Annotated in this window: 15 protein-coding genes and 1 pseudogene; 12 read left to right on the top strand and 4 right to left on the bottom strand. The window is 68.3% G+C overall.

From position 1 onward, the window contains the following. Positions 1–223 precede the first annotated feature (223 nt). The gene (locus tag MOQ72_RS10365) at positions 224–1960 is read left to right on the top strand and encodes a hypothetical protein (RefSeq protein ID WP_242182431.1); all 1737 of its coding nucleotides are present in this window, start codon (positions 224–226) and stop codon (positions 1958–1960) included. Between the two features lie 44 nt (positions 1961–2004). Here the strand turns inward: MOQ72_RS10365 and MOQ72_RS10370 are convergent, their stop codons facing one another. From MOQ72_RS10370 to MOQ72_RS10380, 3 genes are all read right to left on the bottom strand, one after another. Then, positions 2005–2907 (bottom strand): MarR family winged helix-turn-helix transcriptional regulator, encoded by a 903-nt coding sequence (locus MOQ72_RS10370; RefSeq protein ID WP_242182434.1) that lies wholly within the window; start codon positions 2905–2907, stop codon positions 2005–2007. Between the two features lie 219 nt (positions 2908–3126). Then, positions 3127–4149, bottom strand: coding sequence for a LacI family DNA-binding transcriptional regulator (locus MOQ72_RS10375; protein WP_242182436.1), 1023 nt, complete (start codon positions 4147–4149; stop codon positions 3127–3129). A 167-nt stretch (positions 4150–4316) separates the two neighbouring features. Beyond that, positions 4317–6638: a beta-xylosidase/alpha-l-arabinosidase gene (locus tag MOQ72_RS10380; protein ID WP_242182437.1), complete on the bottom strand. Its 2322-nt coding sequence runs from the start codon at positions 6636–6638 to the stop codon at positions 4317–4319. A 311-nt stretch (positions 6639–6949) separates the two neighbouring features. On the opposite strand from MOQ72_RS10380, the gene MOQ72_RS10385 reads away from it, so the two are divergent. From MOQ72_RS10385 to MOQ72_RS10435, 11 genes and pseudogenes are all read left to right on the top strand, one after another. Next, positions 6950–8251, top strand: coding sequence for an ABC transporter substrate-binding protein (locus tag MOQ72_RS10385; protein WP_242182439.1), 1302 nt, complete (start codon positions 6950–6952; stop codon positions 8249–8251). Then, entirely contained in the window at positions 8248–9180 is a 933-nt protein-coding gene (locus tag MOQ72_RS10390) for a carbohydrate ABC transporter permease (RefSeq protein WP_242182442.1), read from the top strand. Before MOQ72_RS10385 ends, MOQ72_RS10390 begins: the two co-directional genes overlap by 4 nt. Next, positions 9180–10001: a carbohydrate ABC transporter permease gene (locus tag MOQ72_RS10395; RefSeq protein ID WP_242182444.1), complete on the top strand. Its 822-nt coding sequence runs from the start codon at positions 9180–9182 to the stop codon at positions 9999–10001. The genes MOQ72_RS10390 and MOQ72_RS10395 overlap by 1 nt, the downstream gene beginning before the upstream one ends. Before the next feature lie 400 nt (positions 10002–10401). Beyond that, the gene (locus MOQ72_RS10400; RefSeq protein ID WP_242182446.1) at positions 10402–11862 is read left to right on the top strand and encodes a glycoside hydrolase family 30 protein; all 1461 of its coding nucleotides are present in this window, start codon (positions 10402–10404) and stop codon (positions 11860–11862) included. A gap of 80 nt (positions 11863–11942) precedes the next feature. Next, the gene (locus tag MOQ72_RS10405) at positions 11943–13157 is read left to right on the top strand and encodes an extracellular solute-binding protein (RefSeq protein ID WP_242182448.1); all 1215 of its coding nucleotides are present in this window, start codon (positions 11943–11945) and stop codon (positions 13155–13157) included. After that, positions 13154–14293, top strand: coding sequence for an ABC transporter ATP-binding protein (locus tag MOQ72_RS10410; protein WP_242182450.1), 1140 nt, complete (start codon positions 13154–13156; stop codon positions 14291–14293). The genes MOQ72_RS10405 and MOQ72_RS10410 overlap by 4 nt, the downstream gene beginning before the upstream one ends. Positions 14294–14429: 136 nt before the next feature. Then, positions 14430–15356 (top strand): ABC transporter permease, encoded by a 927-nt coding sequence (locus MOQ72_RS10415; RefSeq protein ID WP_242182452.1) that lies wholly within the window; start codon positions 14430–14432, stop codon positions 15354–15356. Between the two features lie 5 nt (positions 15357–15361). Next, the gene (locus tag MOQ72_RS10420) at positions 15362–16198 is read left to right on the top strand and encodes an ABC transporter permease (RefSeq protein ID WP_242182454.1); all 837 of its coding nucleotides are present in this window, start codon (positions 15362–15364) and stop codon (positions 16196–16198) included. 74 nt (positions 16199–16272) lie between these two features. Next, positions 16273–17400: a Gfo/Idh/MocA family protein gene (locus MOQ72_RS10425; protein ID WP_242182456.1), complete on the top strand. Its 1128-nt coding sequence runs from the start codon at positions 16273–16275 to the stop codon at positions 17398–17400. A gap of 71 nt (positions 17401–17471) precedes the next feature. Continuing rightward, positions 17472–18356, top strand: a pseudogene (locus MOQ72_RS10430) (DUF6807 domain-containing protein). Positions 18357–18759: 403 nt separating this feature from the next. After that, on the top strand, positions 18760–20142 hold the full coding sequence (locus tag MOQ72_RS10435; protein WP_242182458.1) for an alkaline phosphatase PhoX: 1383 nt from the start codon (positions 18760–18762) through the stop codon (positions 20140–20142). A gap of 56 nt (positions 20143–20198) precedes the next feature. On the opposite strand, the gene MOQ72_RS10440 is transcribed toward MOQ72_RS10435, so the two are convergent. Beyond that, positions 20199–22145: a cellulase family glycosylhydrolase gene (locus MOQ72_RS10440; protein ID WP_242182460.1), complete on the bottom strand. Its 1947-nt coding sequence runs from the start codon at positions 22143–22145 to the stop codon at positions 20199–20201. Between the last annotated feature and the right edge of the window lie 12 nt (positions 22146–22157).

Genomic DNA, 22157 nt, shown 5'->3' on the forward strand with positions numbered 1-22157 from the left:
CCCCCCCCCCCGCCCCCCCCCCCCCCCCCCCCCCCCCCCCCCCCCCCCGCCCCCCCCCCCCCCCCCCCCCCCCCGCCCCCCGCGGGGGGGGGGCCCCCCCCCACCCCCCCCCCCACCCCCCCCCCCACCGCCGGGTCGGGGGATCGGTGGCCGGATCTTGTGCTGCTATCTACTTGTGAGTAGGTTGTGGGCGACCAGGTCGGGCCGCGGCACGGGAGAGTGCATGGGCGACGGTGGCAGACTCCGGATCGGTTTGGTGGCATGCCTGCTCGCCGCTGGGGCGGTCTTTCCGCCAGCGGCACAAGCGAATTCGGATCGGACCGAAGAACCCGTCCGATCGAGTTCGCCGATCAGCCAGGTGCGGGAGTCGGTGGTGCGTGTGAAAGTGCCGCTGCCAGCCTCGGTGGGTGCGCATCCCGAAGCCTGCGACTGGTTGTCGTACCTGCGTTTCCGGCACGCCGACGGACCGGCGGAATCGGCCCGCGCCGACCGGATCCTGATCGCGCAGCCCGGAATCCTGGAAGGTGCCGCGGCATTCGACAGCGTCGCCCGCAACACCATCAGCGAGGCGGCCAAGCGAGGTGAGCACATCGAACTGTGGGCCCTGGACCGGCGGGCCAACTGCTTGGAGGACCACACCGGTCGGCTGGCCGGGCTCGCCGCTGGCGACGTCCGCCTGGCCGTCGACTACTACTACCGGCAAAAACCGCTCAACGGCCGGACATTCGACGGTTATCTGCGCAACGAACAACTCGGCTGGCTGCAACACGTCGGCCTTGAGCAGACCGTGCGCGACCAGTACGACCTGATGGTCCGCGAACTTCCCGACCAGCGGCTGCGCCAGCAGAAAGTGCTCTGCGGCGGGCATTCGCTGGGTGGCGTGCTCGCCGGGTTCTTTGCCGTGTGGGACTTCGACGGTGACCACGCGACCTCCGACGACGCCGGTTTCAACCAGTGCGCGGGCTATTTCGCCCTGGACACCAGCATTTCCACCTCGTTGAGCGACCTGAACGGCCAGGCCGAGAGCGTGATCCCCGATCCGGGGATCGGCTACGCCGCGACCCAGCAGGCGCTGGCCACCGGGGTCATGCCCCGGACGATCTCGCTGCCTGCGCTGATCAACGCCGAAACGATGAACGTGCTCGGTCTGGCCGGGCTGGCCGCCGAGGTCGCCCCGGATGCGCAGTCGGACCTCGCCAGCTACTTGGAGCCGAACTTCAACCTGGAAACGACGTTGCGGCTGTTGTTCTCGAAGGATCTGCTGACGTTCGCCGCCGGGTCGCCGCGGGTGCAGGACTTCCGGCTCACCAACGAGACCGCGCTCGGTGCGCTGCTCGACGACCACTCCCAGCCGCTGGCGTTCTTGCAGGCCAGCGTCGGGTTCTTCGACGGCGGTCGGATCGCGGACAAGGACTTCCCGATGCCGCACGACTTCAAGCGGGTTCCGGGACTGGACCCGCTGACCGGCCAGTTCGGCACCGCGCCCACGGCCATCCCGGACGAACCGCGGGGACCGCTCTACACCTGGCGCAACTACGACCGCGTCGGCGCGCCAGATGACCCGAACTACCTGCGCCGCAACGGAGAACCGTTCACCAGCGCGGACAAGGAGGTCACCGACATCCGGGAACTGGCGCGCAGCCTGGCCGAGCACCCGCTGGACTTCACCGAGCACTACTTCCCGACGAAGCTGATCACCGACATCTACCAGAAGGACTCGGCAGCGGTGAGCCGCGACGCGGTGCACACTGCGGGACTGACCGCCCACCCGACCATCCAACTGCTCGGCGGCGACAGCTTCGTCGGAGGCGATGCCTCGGCCGACGGCACCGAGACCGTGGTCTGCCCCGGATACCAACACCTCGACGTGCTGACGGCAGCGCCAACGCAGAACAACGGCCTGCACGAGCCGGTGTCGAGCAATCTCGCCCGCTTCGCCACGAGCGATCTGGGCACCTAGCCGACTCCTCGAAACCCGGCAGTTCCGTCGCGGTGCTCGGCCGATCAGGCAGGATCGGCGCGGTCGGTGAGGTGCTTCTCGAACCAGTGGTCGGCATAGGCTTCTTCGTTGAACGAGGCGACTTCGCGGTAGCCTGCCGACCGGTACAGGCCGATCGCTTCGTCCAGGGCGCGGTTGGTTTCCAGCCGGAGGGTTCGGACCCGGTTGGCCGCGGCGTGCGCCTCGAGTTCGGCGAGCAGCCGACGCCCGAGCCCGAGTCCCCGGACCGCGGGGGCGATCCACATCCGTTTGATCTCGGCTGGCGCATCGCCGTGGAACTTGAGCGCACCGCATCCGACGGGCTCGGAGTGCAGGGTGGCGACCAGGAGCACGCCTGCGGGCAGTGTCAGCTCGTCGTCGTCGGCGGAGATGCTTTGTGCGGGATCGAAGCCGCTGTGGAAGCGGCGGGACAGTTCGTTGAAGTACGCCCGCAGGCAGGAGCGGGCATTCGGGTGTCGGGGATCGCATGCCGCGATCTGGACCGTCGAAGCCACCAGGAGCCGTTCGACTTCGGCCATCGCCGTGGTGAGCCGGGTGCGCTGCCGCTCGCTGAGGGGTTCGAGGATCGACTCGGCAACTTCGTCGGAGCGCAGGTCGAGCACTTCCCGCTCCACCAGTCCGCGATCGGTTAGGCGCGCCGTGCGCACCCGCCCATCGGTCCCGCTGCGTTCGACGACTGCGAGACCGTCGTTCTCCAGTGCTCGCAGCAGCCGACTCAGGTGGCCGGAATCCAGGTCGAGCCGGGATCGCAGCAATCGGACGTCGCAGCCATCCGGGCCGATCTCCCACAGCAGTCGCGCCTGCCCGAGGGGACGGTCGCGGGACAGGAACGCGTCGTTGAGCGCCCCGACCCGCTGTGTGACAGTCCGGTTGAACCGCCGAACCGCGTCCACCAGCTCCGCATCCATCCTCTGATTTTAGTCAGAGAAATACGTCGGGTCTACCGGGTGGCGGACCGCGCACTAGCGCTGCGCAGGTGCCGAGCGATCACGGCGGGCGTTGACTTTCCTGCGGCGCGGCGCCGACATCCCGACGGCCGCTGGGCAGCGCCGGACCCTTCGCTGGGACTGTGGTGTCGGTGGGTGATGTCCGCACCGGCGGCGAGGCCGGTTTCGCAGAGGTGGCGCTCAGGCCCTCGGGCCTGGGCCGGTGCTGGCTCGGACGACGAGTTCGGTGGCCAGCTCGACCCGGTTGGTCTCGAAGCTGCCGGTTTCCGCGTGGCGCAGGAGCATGCGGGCCGCTTGGGCGGCCATCGTCGCCACCGGTTGGTGCACAGTGGTCAGCGCGGGCGAGATCCACTGGGCCATCGGCAGGTCGTCGAAGCCCACGACGCTGACGTCGCCGGGGATGGTCAGGCCGCGTTGCTCGACGGCCCGGTAGGTGCCCAGGGCCTGCTGGTCGTTCGCGGCGAAGATAGCCGTCGGCGGATCCGCCAGGTCCAGCAGCTCGTGGGTCGCGCATTCCCCGCGCTCGTAGGTGAAGTCGCCGTCGACGATCAGTTCCTCGTCGACCGCGATCTCCGCGGACAGCAGCGCGGAGCGGTAGCCGTCGAGGCGCGCGCTGCTGCACTGCAGTTGCGGGGGACCACCGATGAAGCCGATCCGGTGGTGGCCAGCCGAGACCAGGTGCTCGACCGCGGCGCGCGCCCCGCTCCAGTTGGTGGCGCCCACGGACGCGACGCTCGGATCGGGCTGGCCGAGCGAGTCGATGATGATCACCGGCACGCCGAGGCCGCGCAGCAGCTCAGCGTGCCGCGGGCCGAGCTCGGTGACGGCCAGGATGATCCCGTCCGAGCGCCGTGAGCTGAGGTTGTCCAGCCACGCGCGGTCGGTCCGGCGGCCGTCGTGCACTGAGGACACCACGGTGCCCACCCCTGCGTCGTGCGTGACGCTTTCCACCCCTCGCACGATTTCCAGCACCCACTGGTTGTCGAGGGTGTGGAACACCAGGTCGATCAGCCCGGCTCGACCGGTGCCGTGGCTGGCGCGGCGCGAGTAGTTGTAATGCGTGATCAACTTCTCGACTCGTTCGCGGGTGTGCGCGGCGACCTCGGGCCGACCGTTGAGGACTTTCGAAACGGTCGGGACCGAGACGCCAGCCTCCCGGGCGATGTCGCTGATCGTCACCCGGTTCTTCCTGACTGTTGACACCCTGCCTCCTCGCTCGGCCCACGTCACGGTACCTGAAACTTTCGGAGTGCCGGTCGGCCGCCTGCGTCGGCCGCACGCACAGGGCTCGCCTCTCTGATCCGTTGATGGGTGAGGGGCACCTGTGACCAAGTAACTGGGTCACGGGTGCCCCTCACCTCGTCCTGGTTTCAGCAGTCCGCGCGGGCCGGGGTGTCCAGCACCCGGTCGTGGCCCACCTCGCGGATTTCCCCGACGAGCTCGAACGAACCGGTCAGCGGGGTGTCGCCGCTGGAACCACCTAGGTGCACCTCGATCCGGCCGGGATCGACGATGCGGCGGCCGTGCACGCCGGTGAACGAAGTCCGGTCCGCGTGCAGGCGGAACGACACCTGCCGGGCCCCGTTGGCAGGCACCTCCACCCGCAGGAAACCAGCGAGCTGGCGCACCGGCCGGGTCACCTGGGCGACCGGGTCGCGCAGGTACAGCTGCACCACCTCGACACCGTCGCGATCGCCGATGTTGGCCACCGTGCAGGAGATCTCCACCTCGCCGTCGGTCGGCACGCGATCGGTGCTGATGCGCAGGTCCCGGTAGGCGAATCCGGTGTAGGACAGGCCGTGTCCGAACGGGAACAGGGCGGTCGGGTCGAGCGAACTGACGTCGCTGCGCGTCCCCAACCGCGCGGTCAGGTAGGTGCTGGGGTTGGCGCCGGGCTCGACCGGGATCGACACGGGCAGCTTGCCGGAGGGGTTCACCTCGCCGGTCAGGACATCGACCAGCGCGGTGCCACCGGCTTCGCCGGGGAAGAAGACCTGCACGGCGGCCGCGAGCCGATCCGCCACATTTCCGAGCGCGTAAGGGCGACCGCTGCACACCACGAGCACGACCGGAACCCCGGTTCCCAGCAGCGCCTCCACCAGTTCTTCCTGCTTGCCCGGCAACCGCAGGTCCGGCGCGTCGCAGCCCTCGCCCGACGTGCCCCGCCCGAACAGTCCAGCGTGGTCGCCGACCACCGCGATGCACACATCGGCGGACGCGGCGGCGCGGACTGCGTCGTCCAACTCGGTTGGGCCGTCCGGCAGTTCGCAACCCTTGGCGTAGACGACGTTCTCGGCGCCGAACCGCCGGGCCAGCTCGGCGCGGAAGGTCGGCAGCTCGATGCCGATCGGCCAGTCCGGATAGGACACCCCGATGTGCGCGGGGAACGAGTAGCACCCCAGCATCGCCATCGGGTCGTCGGCCAGCGGCCCGACCACGGCCACCCGGTGCAGCGGCTGGTCCAGCGGGAGGGTTCCGGTGTTGCTCAGCAACACGACCGACTCCGCGGCCAGGCGCCGGGCCAGTTCCCGGTTCTCCGGCGGGTCCAGGTCCTCGGGCGCGGAAACCCGCGGCGACCAGTCGGGATCGAGCAGGCCGAGTTCGCACTTCTGCCGCAGCACCCGGCGCACCGCTCGATCGACGACCTGCTCGTCGAGCGCACCGGAACGCACCCGCTCGGCGAGTGGTTCGACGTAGCACCGCGCGTTCGGGAGTTCCACGTCCACCCCCGCGCGCAGGGCCAGCTCACCGGCGTGGCCGAGGTCCTCGGCGACGCCGTGCAGCATGTGCAGGAACGCGATGCCGAAGTAGTCGGCCACCACCACGCCGTCGAATCCCCATTCGTCGCGCAGCAATGTCGTGAGCAGCGACTCGTCCGAGGCAGCTGGCATCCCGTCGGTGTCGGTGTAGGCGTGCATCACCGAGCGGGCGCCGCCGTGCCGCAACGCCATCTCGAAGGGTGGCAGGAGCACGTCCGCGAACTCGCGCGGGCCCATGCTCACCGGTGCCAGGTTGCGTCCCGCGCGGGATGCCGAGTACCCGGCGAAGTGCTTCAGGGTCGCGACGATGCCCGTCGATTCCAGCCCCGCCACGTAGGCAGCACCGACCGTGCCGGTCAGGTACGGATCCTCGCCGATGGTCTCCTCGACCCGGCCCCAGCGCGCGTCGCGGACGACGTCGAGGACCGGCGCGAGACCCTGGTGCACGCCGACCGACCGCATGTCGTACCCGATCTTCGTGGCGATCTCGCGCACCAGGTCCGGGTCGAACGACGCGCCCCACGCCAGCGGGACCGGGTAGGCGGTCGCGTTCCAGGCGGTGAACCCGGCCAGGCATTCCTCGTGCGCCATCGCCGGGATGCCGAAGCGACCAGCCGAGGTGATCTCGTCCTGCAACCTCGCCAGCGCCGCCGCACCCGTGCCGGGCTCGATCGGCGCGCTGCCGAACACGCGGGTGAGCTGCCCCAGGCCATTCTTGATCATCTCCTGCCACGGCGGGGCGTCGTCGGCGAACGAGTCCTGGTAGGGCGCGACGCGCTCGTCGGCCCCGGAGACGTAGAGCCAAGCGCTGACGAGCTGGTTCAGCTTCTCATCGAGCGTCATCCGGGATAGGAGGTCGGCGACCCGTTCGTCGACCGGCCGGGCTGGGTCGCGGTACGGCGGATGGTCCTCGGGCGGGCTCGACTGCTGCATGTGCTGGGACTCCTGTCGTGCTGGCCGCCGGATTGCTGGTTGCAACGATGATAATTTCAGAAATTTTCGATCTCAACTGACCTCAGATCGACATCTTCTCGCAGCTACGTTGCCACAACCGCCGGTGGAAAGGCTTGGTAGAACCGTGTGACGCCGCTGAGCTGGCCGGACGAAACTTTTGGAAACTCTTCTTGTTGACCGTCCGATAACTGCGCTAGAGTCTCGCCGATCCACCGCCCGGTGACGATTCGGACCGTCCCGGCGGTTTCGACCGAAGTGTCCGCAACGGTGCGACTACGGCGGGAGCGGCGATGCGTGGAAAGGTGCGACGCCTGTGCGCGGTCGGGACGGCCATCGTGGTCGCGTTGGTCTCGACCGGCTGCACCGCGTTGCTGCCACCCGCTGACGGCAGCAACGCGGTGCTCACCGCCTGGGCGATCAGCGCTGGTGGGGAAGAGGAATTGATGCCCCGCGCCGCGGAGTCCTACGAACGCCGCACCGGTCAGCCCATCCAGCTCCAGTTCTTCCAGAACGACCCCTACAAGAACAAGCTGTGGGTGTCGATGGGCTCGGGCAACCCGCCGGACGCCATCTTCGGCTGGGGCGGCGGCCCGCTGAAGACCTTCGTCGACGCGGGCAAGATCGTGGACCTCGCACCGCGGATGCGCGAGGACCCGCAGTGGCGCGAGCGATTCCTGCCCAGCGTGATGGGCCCGGTAGACGAGGGCGGGCACACCTACGGGGTTCCGATCGGCAGCATCCAACCGGTCGTGCTCTTCTACAACAAGGACGTGTTCGACGCCGTTGGCCTGCAACCGCCGCGGACCTGGCAGCAGCTCACCGCCGCGGTGCCCCGGTTGCAGCAGGCGGGCTACATCCCGATCTCCCTCGGCGGCGCCGATTCCTGGACCTACCTGATGTGGGAGGAAGCGCTGGTGGATCGGGTCGCCGGTCCCGAGGCGTTCCAGGCGGTGCTCGACGGGCGGCCCGGCGCGTGGTTGAACCCGGACATCGTGCGGGCGAACCAGATGTTGCAGGACCTGGTCCAGCAGGGCGCCTTCGGCGACTCGTTCACCTCCACCAGCGCGGAGCTCAACCAGCAGACCGCCCTGGTGACCAGCGGGCGCGCCGCGATGACGCTGCACCTCGGGTCGGCATACCCCACGATGCTGGAGGACGCGCCGGACTTCGTCCGAGGTGGACGGTTGGGCTGGCTGCCGTTCCCCGCGGTGGAGGGCGGTCGCGGTGATCCGGCCAACCTGTTCGGCAACCCGGCGACCTACATGTCCGCCACCACCGGGCCGCGTCAGGACGCGGCGGTGGACTTCCTGCGCCACGAGGTCTCCAGCCCGGAGTACTCCGAGGGCACCATCGCGCGCGGCGAAGTGCCACCCGTGGTCGGGATCGAGAACCGGCTGCGCACCGCGGAGAACTCGGACTGGCTGCTGTTCGTCTACGACCTGGCCAAGAACGCCCCGCACTTCCAGCAGTCCTGGGACCAGGCGCTGGCGCCCGGCCCGGCGCAGAACCTGCTCACCAACCTGCAGAAGTTGTTCCTGGGGCAACTGACCCCCGAAGAGTTCTCCAGCGAGATGGAGGAGTCCCCGCGATGACAGCGACCGAGGCGCTTCGCCCCGCGGCACCTCCCGGCGGTGCTGGCCGCGCCAACCGTTCGGTGCGGCGGTTGACCGAACCTTCGCTGTGGCTGGCGGCTCCGGCGCTGGTGTTCTTCGTCGCGTTCGTGGTCGTGCCGGTCGTGGTCGTGCTGGTGCTGTCCTTCACCGCCTGGAACGGGATCTCCGCACCGGAGTTCAACGCGGGAAACTGGACGGATCTGATCAGCGACGGGGGGATGTGGCGGTCGCTGTGGATCACGGTGCAGGTCATGGTGTTGAGCTGGCTGGTGCAGACCCCGCTGAGCATCCTGCTCGGGGTGTTCGTCGCCGGACGGCAGCGCTACCGAGCGGTGTTGGCGACGATCTTCTTCCTCCCGCTGGTGCTGTCCGCGACCGGAATCGGGATCCTGTGGCGAAACCTCGCCGACCCGAACTTCGGCATGCTGGCCGGACTCGGCCTGCCCGGGGTGAACCTGCTCGGCGACCCGGATCTGGCGCTGTACGCGGTGATCCTGGTGGTGGCGTGGCAGTTCGTGCCCTTCCACACCCTGCTCTACCAGGCTGGCGCGCGGCAGATCCCGGCGCAGCTGTACGAGGCCGCCGAACTCGACGGCGCGGGACCGGTCCAGCGGTTCTTCGCGGTGACGCTCCCGCAGCTGCGCAACACCATCATCACGTCGAGCACGCTGGTGCTGGTCGGCTCGCTCACCTACTTCGACCTGTTCTACGTGTTGACCGAGGGCGGCCCCGGTGATGCGACCCGAATCCTGCCGGTGAACATGTACGTCATCGGCTTCCAGCACTACCAGTTCGGCTACGCCAGCGCGATCGCACTGCTGCTGGTGGCCCTCGGGACGGCCCTTTCGCTGACGTTGACGAAGTACTCGGGGTTCGCCCGGATGCGAAGCGAGCAGGAAGGTCTGTGATGCGGAAATCCCGAGGCGGTGTGTTCCCGGCGCTCGGGGCCGGGGTTTGGGCGCTGGTTGTCGCGATTCCGCTGTACTACGTGGTGGTCACGAGCCTGCGCGAATCCGACGATGCGCTGTCTGCTAACCCGTTGTCGCTGCCCGCAGAGCCAACGTTGGCCAACTACGGCGAAGTGCTGTCGGACGGCTTCCTCTCGTTCCTCTTCAACAGCGTCGTCGTCACCGCGTTGACGGTCGCCGTGGTGCTCTGCGCCGCTCTGCTGGCCGCGTACGTCGTCGTCCGGGGGCGGCGGCGCAGGCACCAGTTGTTGTTCCGGATTTTCCTGACCGGACTGGCGATTCCGCTGCAGGCGACGATCATCCCGGTTTACGTGATGATCGTGCAGATGGGGCTTTACGACAGCCTGCTGGCCGTGGTGCTGCCCGCGATCGCCTTCGCGCTGCCGCTGTCGGTGTTGATCCTGACGAACTTCCTGCGGGACATCCCCGAGGAGTTGTACGAGTCGATGCACCTGGAGGGTGCCGGGCAGTTCCGGGTGCTGGTGAACCTGGTCCTCCCGCTTTCCCGACCGGCGCTGATGGCGGTCGGGATCTACCAGGCGCTGCAGGTGTGGAACGGGCTGCTCTTCCCGCTGATCCTGACCCAGCGGCCGGAGACCGCGGTGCTCCCGCTGGCGATCTGGAAGTTCCAGGGCCAGTACACGATCAACATCCCGGCGATCATGGCCGTGGTAGTGCTCTCGGCCCTGCCGGTACTTCTCCTGTACATCCTGGGCCGCAGGTTCCTGGTCGCGGGCCTAACCGCCGGAGCAGGCCGGTGACAGCTCAGACAGTGCTGGGTTGGTTTGCGTGGCGGTGCGGGTAGCGGAACCTCAGAGACATTCTCGACTCCGGGATCCCCGATATCATGTATGTCCGATACACCACGTCGGAGCTGTCCTCGCGAGAAGGCCTCTGCGGCTACCGCCGCTTACCTGACGGTGATGTCTCGTTGCGGAGCCGCATGCCAATCCGCGCGGTCCCCTATTCGACCAAGGGCTGAGTCTTGACGTTGGTGTGATCCGGATTATAGCGTTCATGAACGGCAAGTTTCGGAAACATTTCGACAAGTCCCATCTGCAAACCGCTGCGGTTCCGATGTCTTTTCTGGCTGCGCGCAAGCGCTTTCGAACCTGAGCAGCCAGGCGGCCGGTGCCCGGTGGCCGAGCGGAGGTCATGCCGGTGACTGAACAAGCCATGCCGTCCTCGCGCGATGCTCGTCGCGCCCGATCCGCGTTGCTGACGTCGCTGGTGGTGTTCGCAGCCACGCTGCTCGGTCCGGCCGACGCCGCCGCCGAGGAACCGGCGATCGTGGTCGACCCCGCGCAGCCGCACCAGCGGGTCGACGGTTTCGGATTCTCCGAGGCGTTCCAGCGCTCCAACATCATGCACGGGTCCGAGGGACTGTCCCCGGAGAACCAGCGCCGGGTGCTGGACTTGCTCTTCGACACCGAAAGCGGTGCGGGATTCAGCATCCTGCGCAACGGGATCGGTTCGTCGCCGGACAACAGCTTCGACCACATGCGCTCCATCGCGCCCACGGATCCGGGCGGCCCGGACGCCGAACCGCAGTACATCTGGGACGGCTCGGACAACAGCCAGGTGTGGCTGGCCCAGGAGGCGATGCGCTACGGGGTCGACCAGATCTACGCCGACGCGTGGAGCGCGCCGGGCTACATGAAGACCAACGGCATCGACAGCAACGGCGGTGAGCTGTGCGGGATGCCGGGAACCTCGTGCCCCAGCGGTGACTGGCGGCAGGCGTACGCCGACTACCTCGTCCAGTACCTCCGCTTCTACCAGCAGGAGGGAATCCCGATCAGCCACGTCGGATTCCTGAACGAGCCGGACCTGACCACCGACTACGCGAGCATGTTGGCGACCGGTGCGCAGGCGGCGGACTTCCTCAAGGTGCTGGGCCCGACCCTCCGGAAGTCGGGGCTGGACACCAAGCTCGCCTGCTGCGATGCCACCGGTTGGCAGGACCAGGCGGAGATGCTGGCGGCGATCCAGGCGGACCCGGCCGCCAGCGCGCAGCTCGACGTCGTCACGGGCCACGGCTATGCCAGCCCACCGTCGGAGCCGTTGCGCACGGATCTGCCGGTGTGGCAATCGGAATGGGCCAACTTCGACCCGTGGACCCCGGCGTGGGACGACCAGGGCGTGGACGGCGAGGGCCTGGTGTGGGCCAACCGCATCCAACAAGCCTTCACCGAAGGCAACGTCAGCGCCTTCTTCCACTGGTGGGGCGCCTCGGCCAGCACTGCCAACTCGGGTCTGATCCGGTTGCAGGGCGACTCCGTCGAGGTGTCCAAGCGGTTGTGGGCCTTCGCCCAGTTCAGCCGGTTCGTGCGACCGGACGCGGTGCGGTTGGGCGCGCGGAGCTCGATCCCGGATGTCAGCGTCAGCGCGTTCCGCAACGTCGACGGCTCGATCGCCGTGCAGCTGATCAACAACGGCCACCAGCTGGTCACCGAGGAAGTGCGCGTCCCCGGCGCGAACGGCAACCGAATCCAGCCTTATCTGACCGACAACGCCCACGACGTCGCTGAGCTGCCCCCGATCCAGGTGCGCGGGGACAGCTTCGAGGCGACCCTGCCAGCCCGCTCGATCATCACCTACCAACTGCCCGCGCGACGCTGACGACCGACCCGCGGCGCCGCACGCCGTCCTCATTGGACTTGCTGAGGCGATGCTGCCGATCTGGCAGGGAGGAAGTGGAGATGTCTTCGATGTCACGGCGGCGAGCCCTCGCCGTGCTCGGCTCAGCGGCAGCAGCGGCGGCACTTCCGGGTTGCGCGCCACCGACCGCGGACCTGCCTCCGGAGCCACCCGTCCTACCGCCGCTGCCGAGCGGGCCGGTGGAGCTGACCATCTTCGACGTCGCCGGGAACCTGGTGATCTCCAAGGCGATGATGAAGAACTTCCAGGCGGCGCACCCGGAACTGGTCAGCGAGTACCACTACCTGAAGGCTCCGGCGACCGACGTGATCGGCAAGATCAAGGCGCAGCAGAACGCCGGACGGGTCAGCATCGACCTGGTGCTCACCGGCGGGGACGGGCTTTCCTCGCTGCGCCAGGAGAACATGCTGATCGAGCTGTTCCCGCGTTACGAGTCCGCGTTGCCCGACCTGGCCGCCCGGTTGGTTCCGGGCGCCATGAAGATGCACCAGAGCGGCGGCGGCTACGGCGTGGTCGCCACCTACGGGCCGAACGGACCGCTGCTGGAGTACGCGCCGAACCGGGTTCCGACGCCACCGAAGACCCCGCAGGAACTGCTGGCCTGGGCTCGCCAGCGGCCCGGCCGGTTCTGCTACCCCCGACCGGACAACTCCGGTCCGGGCCGGACGTTCCTGATGGCCCTGCCCTACCTGCTCGGGGACCTCGACCCCAAGGATCCGGTGCGCGGCTGGGAGAAGACCTGGGCCCTGCTGACCGAACTGGACGCCTTCATCGACTACTACCCGTCGGGCACCAGCGAGGCGTTCAACCAGTTCGCGGGCGGATCGCGGGACATCGTGGTGAGCACCTGCAGCTTCGACATCGGGCAACGCGCCGACGGCGCGATCCCGGCGGACAGCGCGGTGGCCGTCTTCGACGGTTTCCACTGGGTCGCCGATTCGCACTTCGCGGCGCTGCCCAGGGGCATGGCGGCCGAGAACATCCCGGTCGTGCTGAAGCTGGTGGACTGGATGTTGCGGCCCGACCAGCAGGCGTTGGCCTACGACGAGGGTTTCATCAGCTTCCCGGTCCACGGGGTCACCGATGCGCTGGCCAACCCGAAGGGCAGGCGCATCGCCAGGGAGTACGGCAGGCCGGACTTCTACCCGGCGCTGTTCGCCTCGCATCCGGTGGAGACCCCGCTGGAATCGGATGCGCTGGCGAGTGCATTCGATCTGTGGAACCGCCGCATCGGAAACGGAGGGGCGAATCGGTGAGCAACGGTGGAAATCCGCGCGGGACTCCCTTCAAGGAACTGATCCTCGACGGGCTCACCCGCACCTTCGGCTCCTACACCGCGGTGGACGGGCTCGACGCGACGATCCGGGGAGGTGAGTTCGTCGCACTGCTGGGGCCGTCCGGCTGCGGCAAGTCCACGGTGCTCAACCTGCTCGCCGGACTGCTCGAACCCACCTCCGGTTCGATCTGGCTGGACGACGAGCGCGTCGACACCGTCCAGTCCGAGAAGCGCGACTTCGGCATGGTGTTCCAGAACTACGCGTTGTTCCCGCACCTCACCGTCGCCGACAACGTCGGTTTCGGGCTCGTGGTGCGCAAAGTGGCCAAGGCGGAGCGCCGACGCCGGGTGCGCGAAGCGCTCGATCTCGTCCAGTTGGCCGACCAGGCGGACAAGCGCCCGGCGCAGCTCTCCGGCGGGCAGCAGCAGCGGGTCGCCATCGCCCGCGCCGTGGTCACCGAGCCGAGGCTGGTGCTGATGGACGAGCCGCTGTCCAATTTGGACGCCAAGTTGCGGCTGGACATGCGCACCGAGATCCGGCTGCTGCACCAGAAGCTCGGACTGACGACGGTTTACGTCACCCATGACCAGCAGGAGGCGTTGTCGCTGGCGGACCGGCTGATCGTGCTGCTGGGCGGAGTGGTGCAGCAGATCGGCACACCGCAGGAGATCTACCAGCACCCGCAGACCCCGTACGTCGCCGCTTTCGTCGGTTACCGGAACCGGTTGTCGCTGACCGTGGTCGATGCCAAGCCCGATGCGACGCGGGTGCGCGGCGACGGCGTCGAACTGCTCGCGGCGGGATCCGAACTGCCGCAGCACGGCGAGGTGGTGGCCATGATGCGCGCGGAAGACCTCACCGTGACCTCAGAGGACGCGCAGCAGGGCCCGAACCGGATCCCGATGACCGTGCGCGTCGTGGAATACCAGGGCAACCACTACGCGGTGGAGGGCCGCACCGCGAACGGATCCATCCTGCACGCCCACAGCACGTCTCCGGTGCGGCCGGGCGAGGAAGTCGCCGTGGCGGTCGATCCGCAACGGTTGCGGCTGTACGCCGCGCCCAACGGCATCGATGACGAGGTCGCGCTCGCGGCCGAGGGTGAGCGGGTATGAGCAGCCCGGTGTCAACCCGAGTCCTCCTCAACCGCACCTCAGGGGACCGTGACGCGAGCCAGCCACAAGAAATCGCGAAACGTGAGATTGAGCCGGACGCCACCACCACTGTGAATCGCGGAGAGGCGGAACTGGTATGAGCAGTGCTGTATCGGCGCCCAGCAGGCCCGGCCCGGACACCCGGCCGACCAGCGCCCCGGTGCTGTCGTGGTTGCACCGGCGTGGGTTCAACCGGTTGGTCCTCATGGCGTTGCCCGGCGTCATCTTCATGATCTTGTTCTTCATCTACCCGCTGTTCTACGGCGTGGGATTGTCCTTCCAAGGCGAAGGCGGCCTGTTCAGCACGTACCACCGCTTCTTCGCCGACCCCTACCTGCGCGACTCGGTGTGGATCACGCTGCGGTTGAGCGTTCCGGCCGCGCTGATCAACGTGCTCGCCTCGATCCCGCTGGCCTACCGGATGCGCCATCCGATGCGCGGCAAGCAGTTCCTCACCGCCCTGCTGCTGGTCCCGATGACGCTGGGCACCGTGTTCGTCGCGCAGGGCATGCTCGACTTCCTCGGCCCGGACGGCTGGTTCAACCAGATCCTGCTGCTCGTCGGGCTGATCGACGAACCGGTGGTGCTCATCCACAACACCGCCGGGGTGCTGATCTCGATGATCATCTCGGGTTTCCCGTTCGCGTTCCTGCTGGTGCTCGGCTACATCGGGGGAATCGATCCGAACCTGGAGAAGGCCGCGGCGGTGCTCGGCGCCCGACCGGCGCAGCGGTTCCGGATGGTCCTGCTGCCACTGCTGCTGCCGGGCCTGACGATCACGTTCTGCCTGTCGTTCGTGATGTCCTTCGCGGTGTTCCCCTCGGCGACCCTGGTCGGTGATCCCTCCGGCACCACGCACGTGATCTCGATCGTCGCCTACGAGGCCGCCTACCAGAACATCGACTACGCCTTCGCCTCCGCCGTGACGGTGATCATGGCGCTGGTGGAACTCGTCGTGCTCGGCCTGGTGATGCTCGGTCGCGGACGGCTCTACCGGGGCACCAGTTCAGGGGGCAAGGGATGAGCACGATGACGACGCGTCCCCGCCGCTGGACCCTCACCGGCGCGCTCACCTGGGTCGGCACCGGCGGATTCCTGCTCGGGTTGTTCGGCGCGGTGCTCGCGGTCCTGCTGACCTCGTTCGCGGCGAAGTGGACCGGGACGTGGTTGCCCGAGTCGCTGACCGCGGACTGGTACCGGCTCGCCTGGGAGGACTACTCGGTCGGCGACCTGCTGCTGGTGACCTTGCAGGTCGCGCTCGCGGTCGTGGTCCTCTCGCTGGTGATCGCCGTGCCGACCGCGTACGTGCTGTCCCGGCTGAACTTCCCCGGCAAGCGGCTGTTGCTGCTGCTCTTCCTGCTGCCGCAGGTGATCCCGCCGATGACCTACGGCATTCCGCTGGCGACCGTGATGTACAAGTACCACCTGGCCGAGACGTTGCTCGGCGTGGTCCTGGTGAACCTGGTGCCCTCGGTGCCGTTCGCGGTCCTGGTGCTGGTGCCCTTCATCGAGCAGATCGACCCGCGCGTCGAGCAGGCCGCGCGGGTGTGCGGAGCTGGCACGTTCGACGTCTTCCGCCGCGTCCTGGTCCCACTGCTGGTGCCGGGTCTGCTGGCGGCGGGCGTGCTGGTGCTGGTGCGCACGGTCGGCATGTTCGAACTGACCTTCCTGGTCGCTGGCCCGGACAGCCAAACCCTGGTGGTGGCGCTGTTCTACGCGGCGGCGTCACCGGGATTGCAGTCCACCCAGCAGATCGACGCGATGGCGGTGATCTACATGCTCACCACGCTGGTGATGCTGCTGGTGGCACTGCGCTTCGTCGACCCGACGCTGGGGGTGAGGCGAGCGGCCGGATCGAGGGACTGAGAACCCGTCTTCTCCAAGCTGAACCCGCTGGACAACCCGGGCTCGCGAGGCGCCCGGCTCCCTGGGAAGGACAGATGATCGAATCGCGCAAGCTGCGTGCCGCCGTCATCGGTGCGGGCGGAATCGCACAGCACAGCCACGTACCCGCGCTGCGGTCGGTTGCCGATCGCGTCAACCTGGTGGCCGCGGTGGACACCGACCCGGACCGGTTGGCGGAGTTCCGCGCCGCCAACGGGATCGAGGCGGGCTACTCGTCGGTCGAGGAGATGCTGGAGACCCAGAAGCCGGACCTCGTGCACATCTGCACGCCGCCGTTCGCGCACGTCGAGCCGGTGGTGCGCAGCCTCGAAGCCGGTGCCTGGGTGTTCGTGGAGAAGCCGGTTTGCCTGTCGTTGGCGGAATTCGACCGGATCGAGGCCGCCGAACGCGACGGCGGGCCGTACGCGAGCGTGGTGTGCCAGCACCGGTTCGGCTCCGGCGGGCAGCACGCCGCGCAACTGCTCTCCACCGGCCAGCTCGGTCGGCCGCTGGTCGCGGAGTGCCGGACGACCTGGTACCGCGATCACGCCTATTTCGAAGTGCCGTGGCGCGGACGCTGGCAGACCGAGGGCGGCGGCCCCACGATGGGCCACGGCATCCACCAGATGGACCTGCTGCTGGCGCTGCTCGGCGACTGGACGGAAATCCAGGCGATGGCCGGTCGGCTGGACCGCGACGTGGAGACCGAGGACGTCTCGATGGCCTCGGTGCGGTTCGGCAACGGCGCGATGGCTTCGATCCTCAACAGCGTGCTCTCCCCGCGCGAGGAGAGCTACATCCGCATCGACTGCACCGACGCCACGGTCGAACTCACCCACTTGTACGGCTACGAGAACACCAACTGGCGCTACACACCGGCCGCCCACGTGACCGACGAAGCCGTTGTGCGGTCCTGGCGCACACCGGAAACCGACGTGCGCAGCTCGCACGCGGCCCAGCTCGCACTCGTCCTGGAGGCGATGGACGCGGGGAAACGGCCACCGGCCAGCGGTGCTGCGGCGCGGCAGACGCTCGAACTGATCACGGCGCTGTACCGGTCGGCGTTCACCGGTGCGCCGGTGCGCCGCGAACAGCTCATCCCGGACGACCCCTTCTACCGCAGCCTGCACGGCGGAGTCCGGGGTTGGGCCCCGGCCGCCGATGCCGAAGGAGCGAACGCATGACGCGGCCCGAAGTCGCGGCACCCAACGGGCAGGTGGCGTCGTCGCCGGACCCGATTTCCGTGGTGCACGAGATGAATTCGGCGCTGAGCGTGCGGGCGCGCGGCGTGGAACTGTTCCGCTACTCCTACCGCGACGACATCGCGACCAGCGAATGCCCCGCCCCGTACTTCCACCCGTTGCGCACGTTCGCCGATGAGGTCGTCACCGGCAACCGGCCGCACGACCACCGGTGGCACAAGTGATTGGCGATGACCGCATCGCACCTCTCGGAGCAGAACTTCTGGGGCGGTGGGACCTACACGCCAGGTGCTCCGGGAGCGGGTTATCTCGACCTGCCCAACGTCGGTTCGCTGCGCCACCGGGAGTTCGTGGCGATCCACGCGGGGGAGCGCACCGGTTTCGTGGAGCGCGTCGACTGGATCACGGCGGCCGACGAGAAGTGGATCGAGGAGCGGCGCTCGGTCGAGGTGGCGCACGTCCGCGGCGATCGCGGCGGGTGGTTGCTCGACTTCGGTACCGAATTGTCCAATGTGCGGGGTGCGGCGCTGGAGTTCGGCAGTCCGACGGTGTTCGGCCGCGAGTTGGCGGGCTACTGCGGGTTCTTCTGGCGCGGCCCGCGTTCCTTCACCGGGGGAGCGGTGATTTCGCCCGGTGGCTCGTCGGCAGCGGAGATGATGGGCACTGCGGCGCCCTGGCTGGCGTTCGTCGGAAAGCACGACAACACCAACAACGTGTCGACCCTGCTCTTCCAGGGCGCGCCGGACAATCCGGTCGCCGACGGCCGCTGGTTCGTGCGCAGCGAGCCCTACGCGGTGGTCAACCCGTCGCTGGCCTTCTACGATCCGCTGGTCCTGCCCGACGGCGACACCCTGCGGTTGCGGTACCGGCTGTTCGTGTTCGACGGCGCCCGCGACCGGGCGCAGTTGGAAGGCGTGCTCAACAGCAACCAGTGGTGACCCGCGACGTGCGCAGGGGATCGTGAGCGCACCGCACGGTGACGAGAACGGAGTGAGGGGCACCCTTTACCAACATACTTGGTGAAGGGTGCCCCTCACTCCTCACCTGAATGGGGTCGTGAGTGGAGAACCGGGTTGGAGCCCGGTTGCGCACTCACGACGCCGACCCGTCACAGTCAGGAGGCGAGCGATGACGTGACGGGTACCAGCATTCGGCCTTGACCGACCGCATCTCGCCGGATCACCGCGCATCGGGTGTATCCGGCATCGGATCAAAACCGGCCAATTAGGACCTGCTCGCCCAGGGTTTGCCCACCGTTCGCCTGCGCGTCGTCTGCGGGCTCCAACGGAGTAGGCGGGGGAGCGTTGTATCGCTGCGAGGCAATGAGCAAGGAGGGCTTTCGTGGCTTCTGCATTCTCCCGACGTGATCTGCTGCGCTCCAGCGCGGCAGGCAGTCTGGGCATCATCGTCGGTGGCAGCGTGAGCGCGATCGCCGCGCCGAGCGCGGCAGCGCAGGTCGCTCGCCAGACGGGTTACGGCGCGCTGGTCCCGGACCCTGCTGGTCTGCTGGCGCTGCCGCCCGAATTCGCGTACAAGGTCGTCGCCCAGGCGGGCGTGACGAAGCTGGAGACCGGGGAACTCACGCCTAGCGACGCGGACGGCACGGCGTGCTTCCGCGACGGGCAGGGTTTCGTCCTGGTGAACAACCACGAGATCGGCGGCGACGAGCCTTACGGCGTCCCGACGCACGCGGGCTTGACCTACGACCCCGGTGCGCGCGGTGGCACCACCAACATCGTCGTGGACGGCGATGGCAACCGGGTGAACGAGTACGTCAGCCTCGCTGGGACGGTGCAGAACTGCGCGGGCGGTCACACGCCGTGGGGCACGTGGCTGACCTGTGAAGAGACCGAACAGCGCGCCGGCGGCGCTTTCCAGAAGGACCACGGTTACGTGTTCGAGGTCGACGCGTTCGACCGCGACGCCAACCTGGACCCGGTCCCGCTGAAGTTCCTCGGCCGCTATTCGCACGAAGCCGTGGCCGTCGACCCGAAGACGTCCGCGATCTACCTGACCGAGGACGCTGGCGAGCCGAACGGGCTGTACTTCCGCTGGGTCCCGCCGAAGGGCTTCCAGGGCGGCAAGCGCGCGCTGCGGGAGCTGGCGCTCAGCGACGGCGGTGACACGGCGGGCCAGTTGCAGGCGATGAGCTGCTCCAAGGGCAGCACGCACATCAACGACCTGTCCGAGGCGACGCAGCCGGGCACCAAGTACAAGGTCAGCTGGGTCGACGTGCCGGACCGGGACGCGAAGACCACGTCGGTGCGCCAGCAGTTCGAAGAGGGGCAGGTGACCCGCAGCCACAAGCTGGAAGGCGCCTACTGGGACAACGACGGCGCGTACTTCGTCGCGAGTTACGCCCGCAGTGACGACGGCAGCGTCAACGAGCACGACGGTCAGGTGTGGTTCTACGACCCGCGCAGCGAGACCATCGAGCTCAAGACCATCTTCGGCGTCAACCCGGATCCGGAGAAGGACACCAACTACGACGGCCCGGACAACATCACCGTGTCGCCGTACGGCGGTCTGATCCTCGCCGAGGACGGGGAAGGGCTGAGTCACCTCGTCGGTGTTACCGAGGGCGGCGAGGCATATCCGATGGCGCGCAACGAGCTCAACGACAGCGAGTTCACCGGCCCGACGTTCAGCCAGGACGGCCGGATCCTGTTCGCCAACATCCAGACCCCGGGCTACGTCTTCGCCATCACCGGTCCCTGGAGCTGATTCGCACCAACTGAAGCGAGGGCCTGCTCCGCACCGCGCGGAGCAGGCCCCTGCGGTCACGTCTGGTCCTTCACCTCGACGACCTTGACGCCGTAGGCGGGCAGCGTGATCTTGGCGAGGGGTTCGCCGGTTTTGGCGTCGTGCAGCGAGCAGCCTTTCGCCGTCGGCGTGGTCGTGACTTCCTGGTCGTGCTGGCTGACCAGCCAGGCGAACCGTCGCCCGTCCGCGTGCTGCAACGTGTCGGCGAACACCCGCGGATCGTCCACCGTGATCGCCCGCGCCACGCCAGCGACCTCCGCGAGCGCCGCGTAGATCCGGTGCGTGTCCTCCGGATTGACGCGTGCGTTCCGCGCGGCGAAGTACTCGATCGGATACGTGCACAAGACCGCCTCGCCGCTGCCGGTCGAATGGCGGAGCAGGGCGGGTCTGCCGTGCGCGTCGGTGGCCACCACGGTCGCGCCGCGCGGGCGAACCGGCAGGTACGCCCGGCCGTGCTCGTTGCCACCGACCCGGAAGCGCAACACCTCACCTGCGGCTATGCCACCGAAATCGGCGACGAAGGTGAACTCGACGACCTCGTCCACCACCTCGTCGACCACCCCGTAGGTGATCTGCTTCTCGACACCGAAGGTCTCGTCGAAGTACGGGATCCACGGCTGCCGGTGGTGCCCGACCTCGCCCGCGGTGTAGGACAGGTAGAGCACCGCGCCCTGCGTCCCCCGTTCGCGCAGCCGCTGCCAGGTGGGACCCTGGATCTGCTTGACGCAGGGCAGCAGGTAAAGCGCGCAGTCCGGGTCGATGCCATCGCGTTCCCTGGTGAACCCGACCGGCAGGTCGGCTTCACGAGTGGCCGCGTACGCCTGTCGCAGCGAGTCGAAGATGATCGGCCGATCGTCGGCCTGGCTGAACGGGTAACCGCGCTCCAGGTACTCGGTCACCACCAGAGCCGCCTGCGCGTCGGTGCGCTCGCACCGCGCGAAGTCCACAGTGGAGAGGACATCGGCGAACGCGGCCAGCTCGTGCAGCGGCGGCTTAGGGTTGCCCGCGTTGTCGGTGATGCCGAAGTGCATTTCGAACGGGTGGTGCGAGTACGGACCCTGTTCGATCAGGTTGTCGTAGTCGGTGTTGTTCCACGCCACCCAGCCGGTCGACCCGGCGAGCAGCGAGTTGTGCAGGGTCTGCCGGTAGTAGTGCGCGGCGTTCTCCGGCGAGACCTGGTCGCTGGAGAGGCCGAACTCCTCCAGCACCACCGGCTTGCCAGCAACCGCGGACAGCTCGCAGATGAACGCGGCGTTGAGGTTCTGCCGCACTGGATCGCTGTCGATCCGGTACACGTGCGGGCCGACGAAGTCCACCAGGGCGCCGGTCTCGCGGACCGAGAACCCGTTGTCCGTGCCGGTGACCTCGATGCCCCAGGCGCCATCACCCAGCGACACGGGCTGGTGCCCGCCACCCGCCCGAACAGCCTGCACCACCAGCTGCGCCCAGCTGGTGACCTGTTCGGTCGGCGCCGTCGGTTCGTGCCGGAGCCGACCGTAGATCGGCATCTCGTTGCTGATCAGCCAGGCCGCGACGGCCGGGTGCGCGGCGAACCGCTCGGTCATCCGCTGCACGAACCACGCCTGCTTGGCCACCAGCCAGACATCCGCGTAGAGATCGCGGCCCTCCCGCCATGCGGGATCCCAGTTGTCGCCCGACATGTGGCCGACGATGAAGGTCGGGATCGACGACATCCCGATCTCCCGGTGCGCGTCCAGGAAATCCGCGAAGTGCTCGACCTTGGATTCGTCGACGGTGTCCGGCGTGGGCATGAAATCGGGCCAGTAGAAGAAGGAACGGGTCTGCCGCAAGCCGTGCTCGAAGAGCACCCGGAGCTCGTCGCGCACGACCTGCGGGGAGTAGTTCCGCCACATCAGCGGCCCGCCGGTGCGCGACCAGAAGTTGGCGCCGAGCCAGACGACCGGTTCGCCCGCCACCGTCACCTTGGCGGAATTTCGTCGCATCACAAGCCCTTT

This window comes from Saccharopolyspora soli (assembly GCF_022678645.1).
In the GTDB taxonomy this organism is placed as follows: domain Bacteria; phylum Actinomycetota; class Actinomycetes; order Mycobacteriales; family Pseudonocardiaceae; genus Saccharopolyspora; species Saccharopolyspora soli.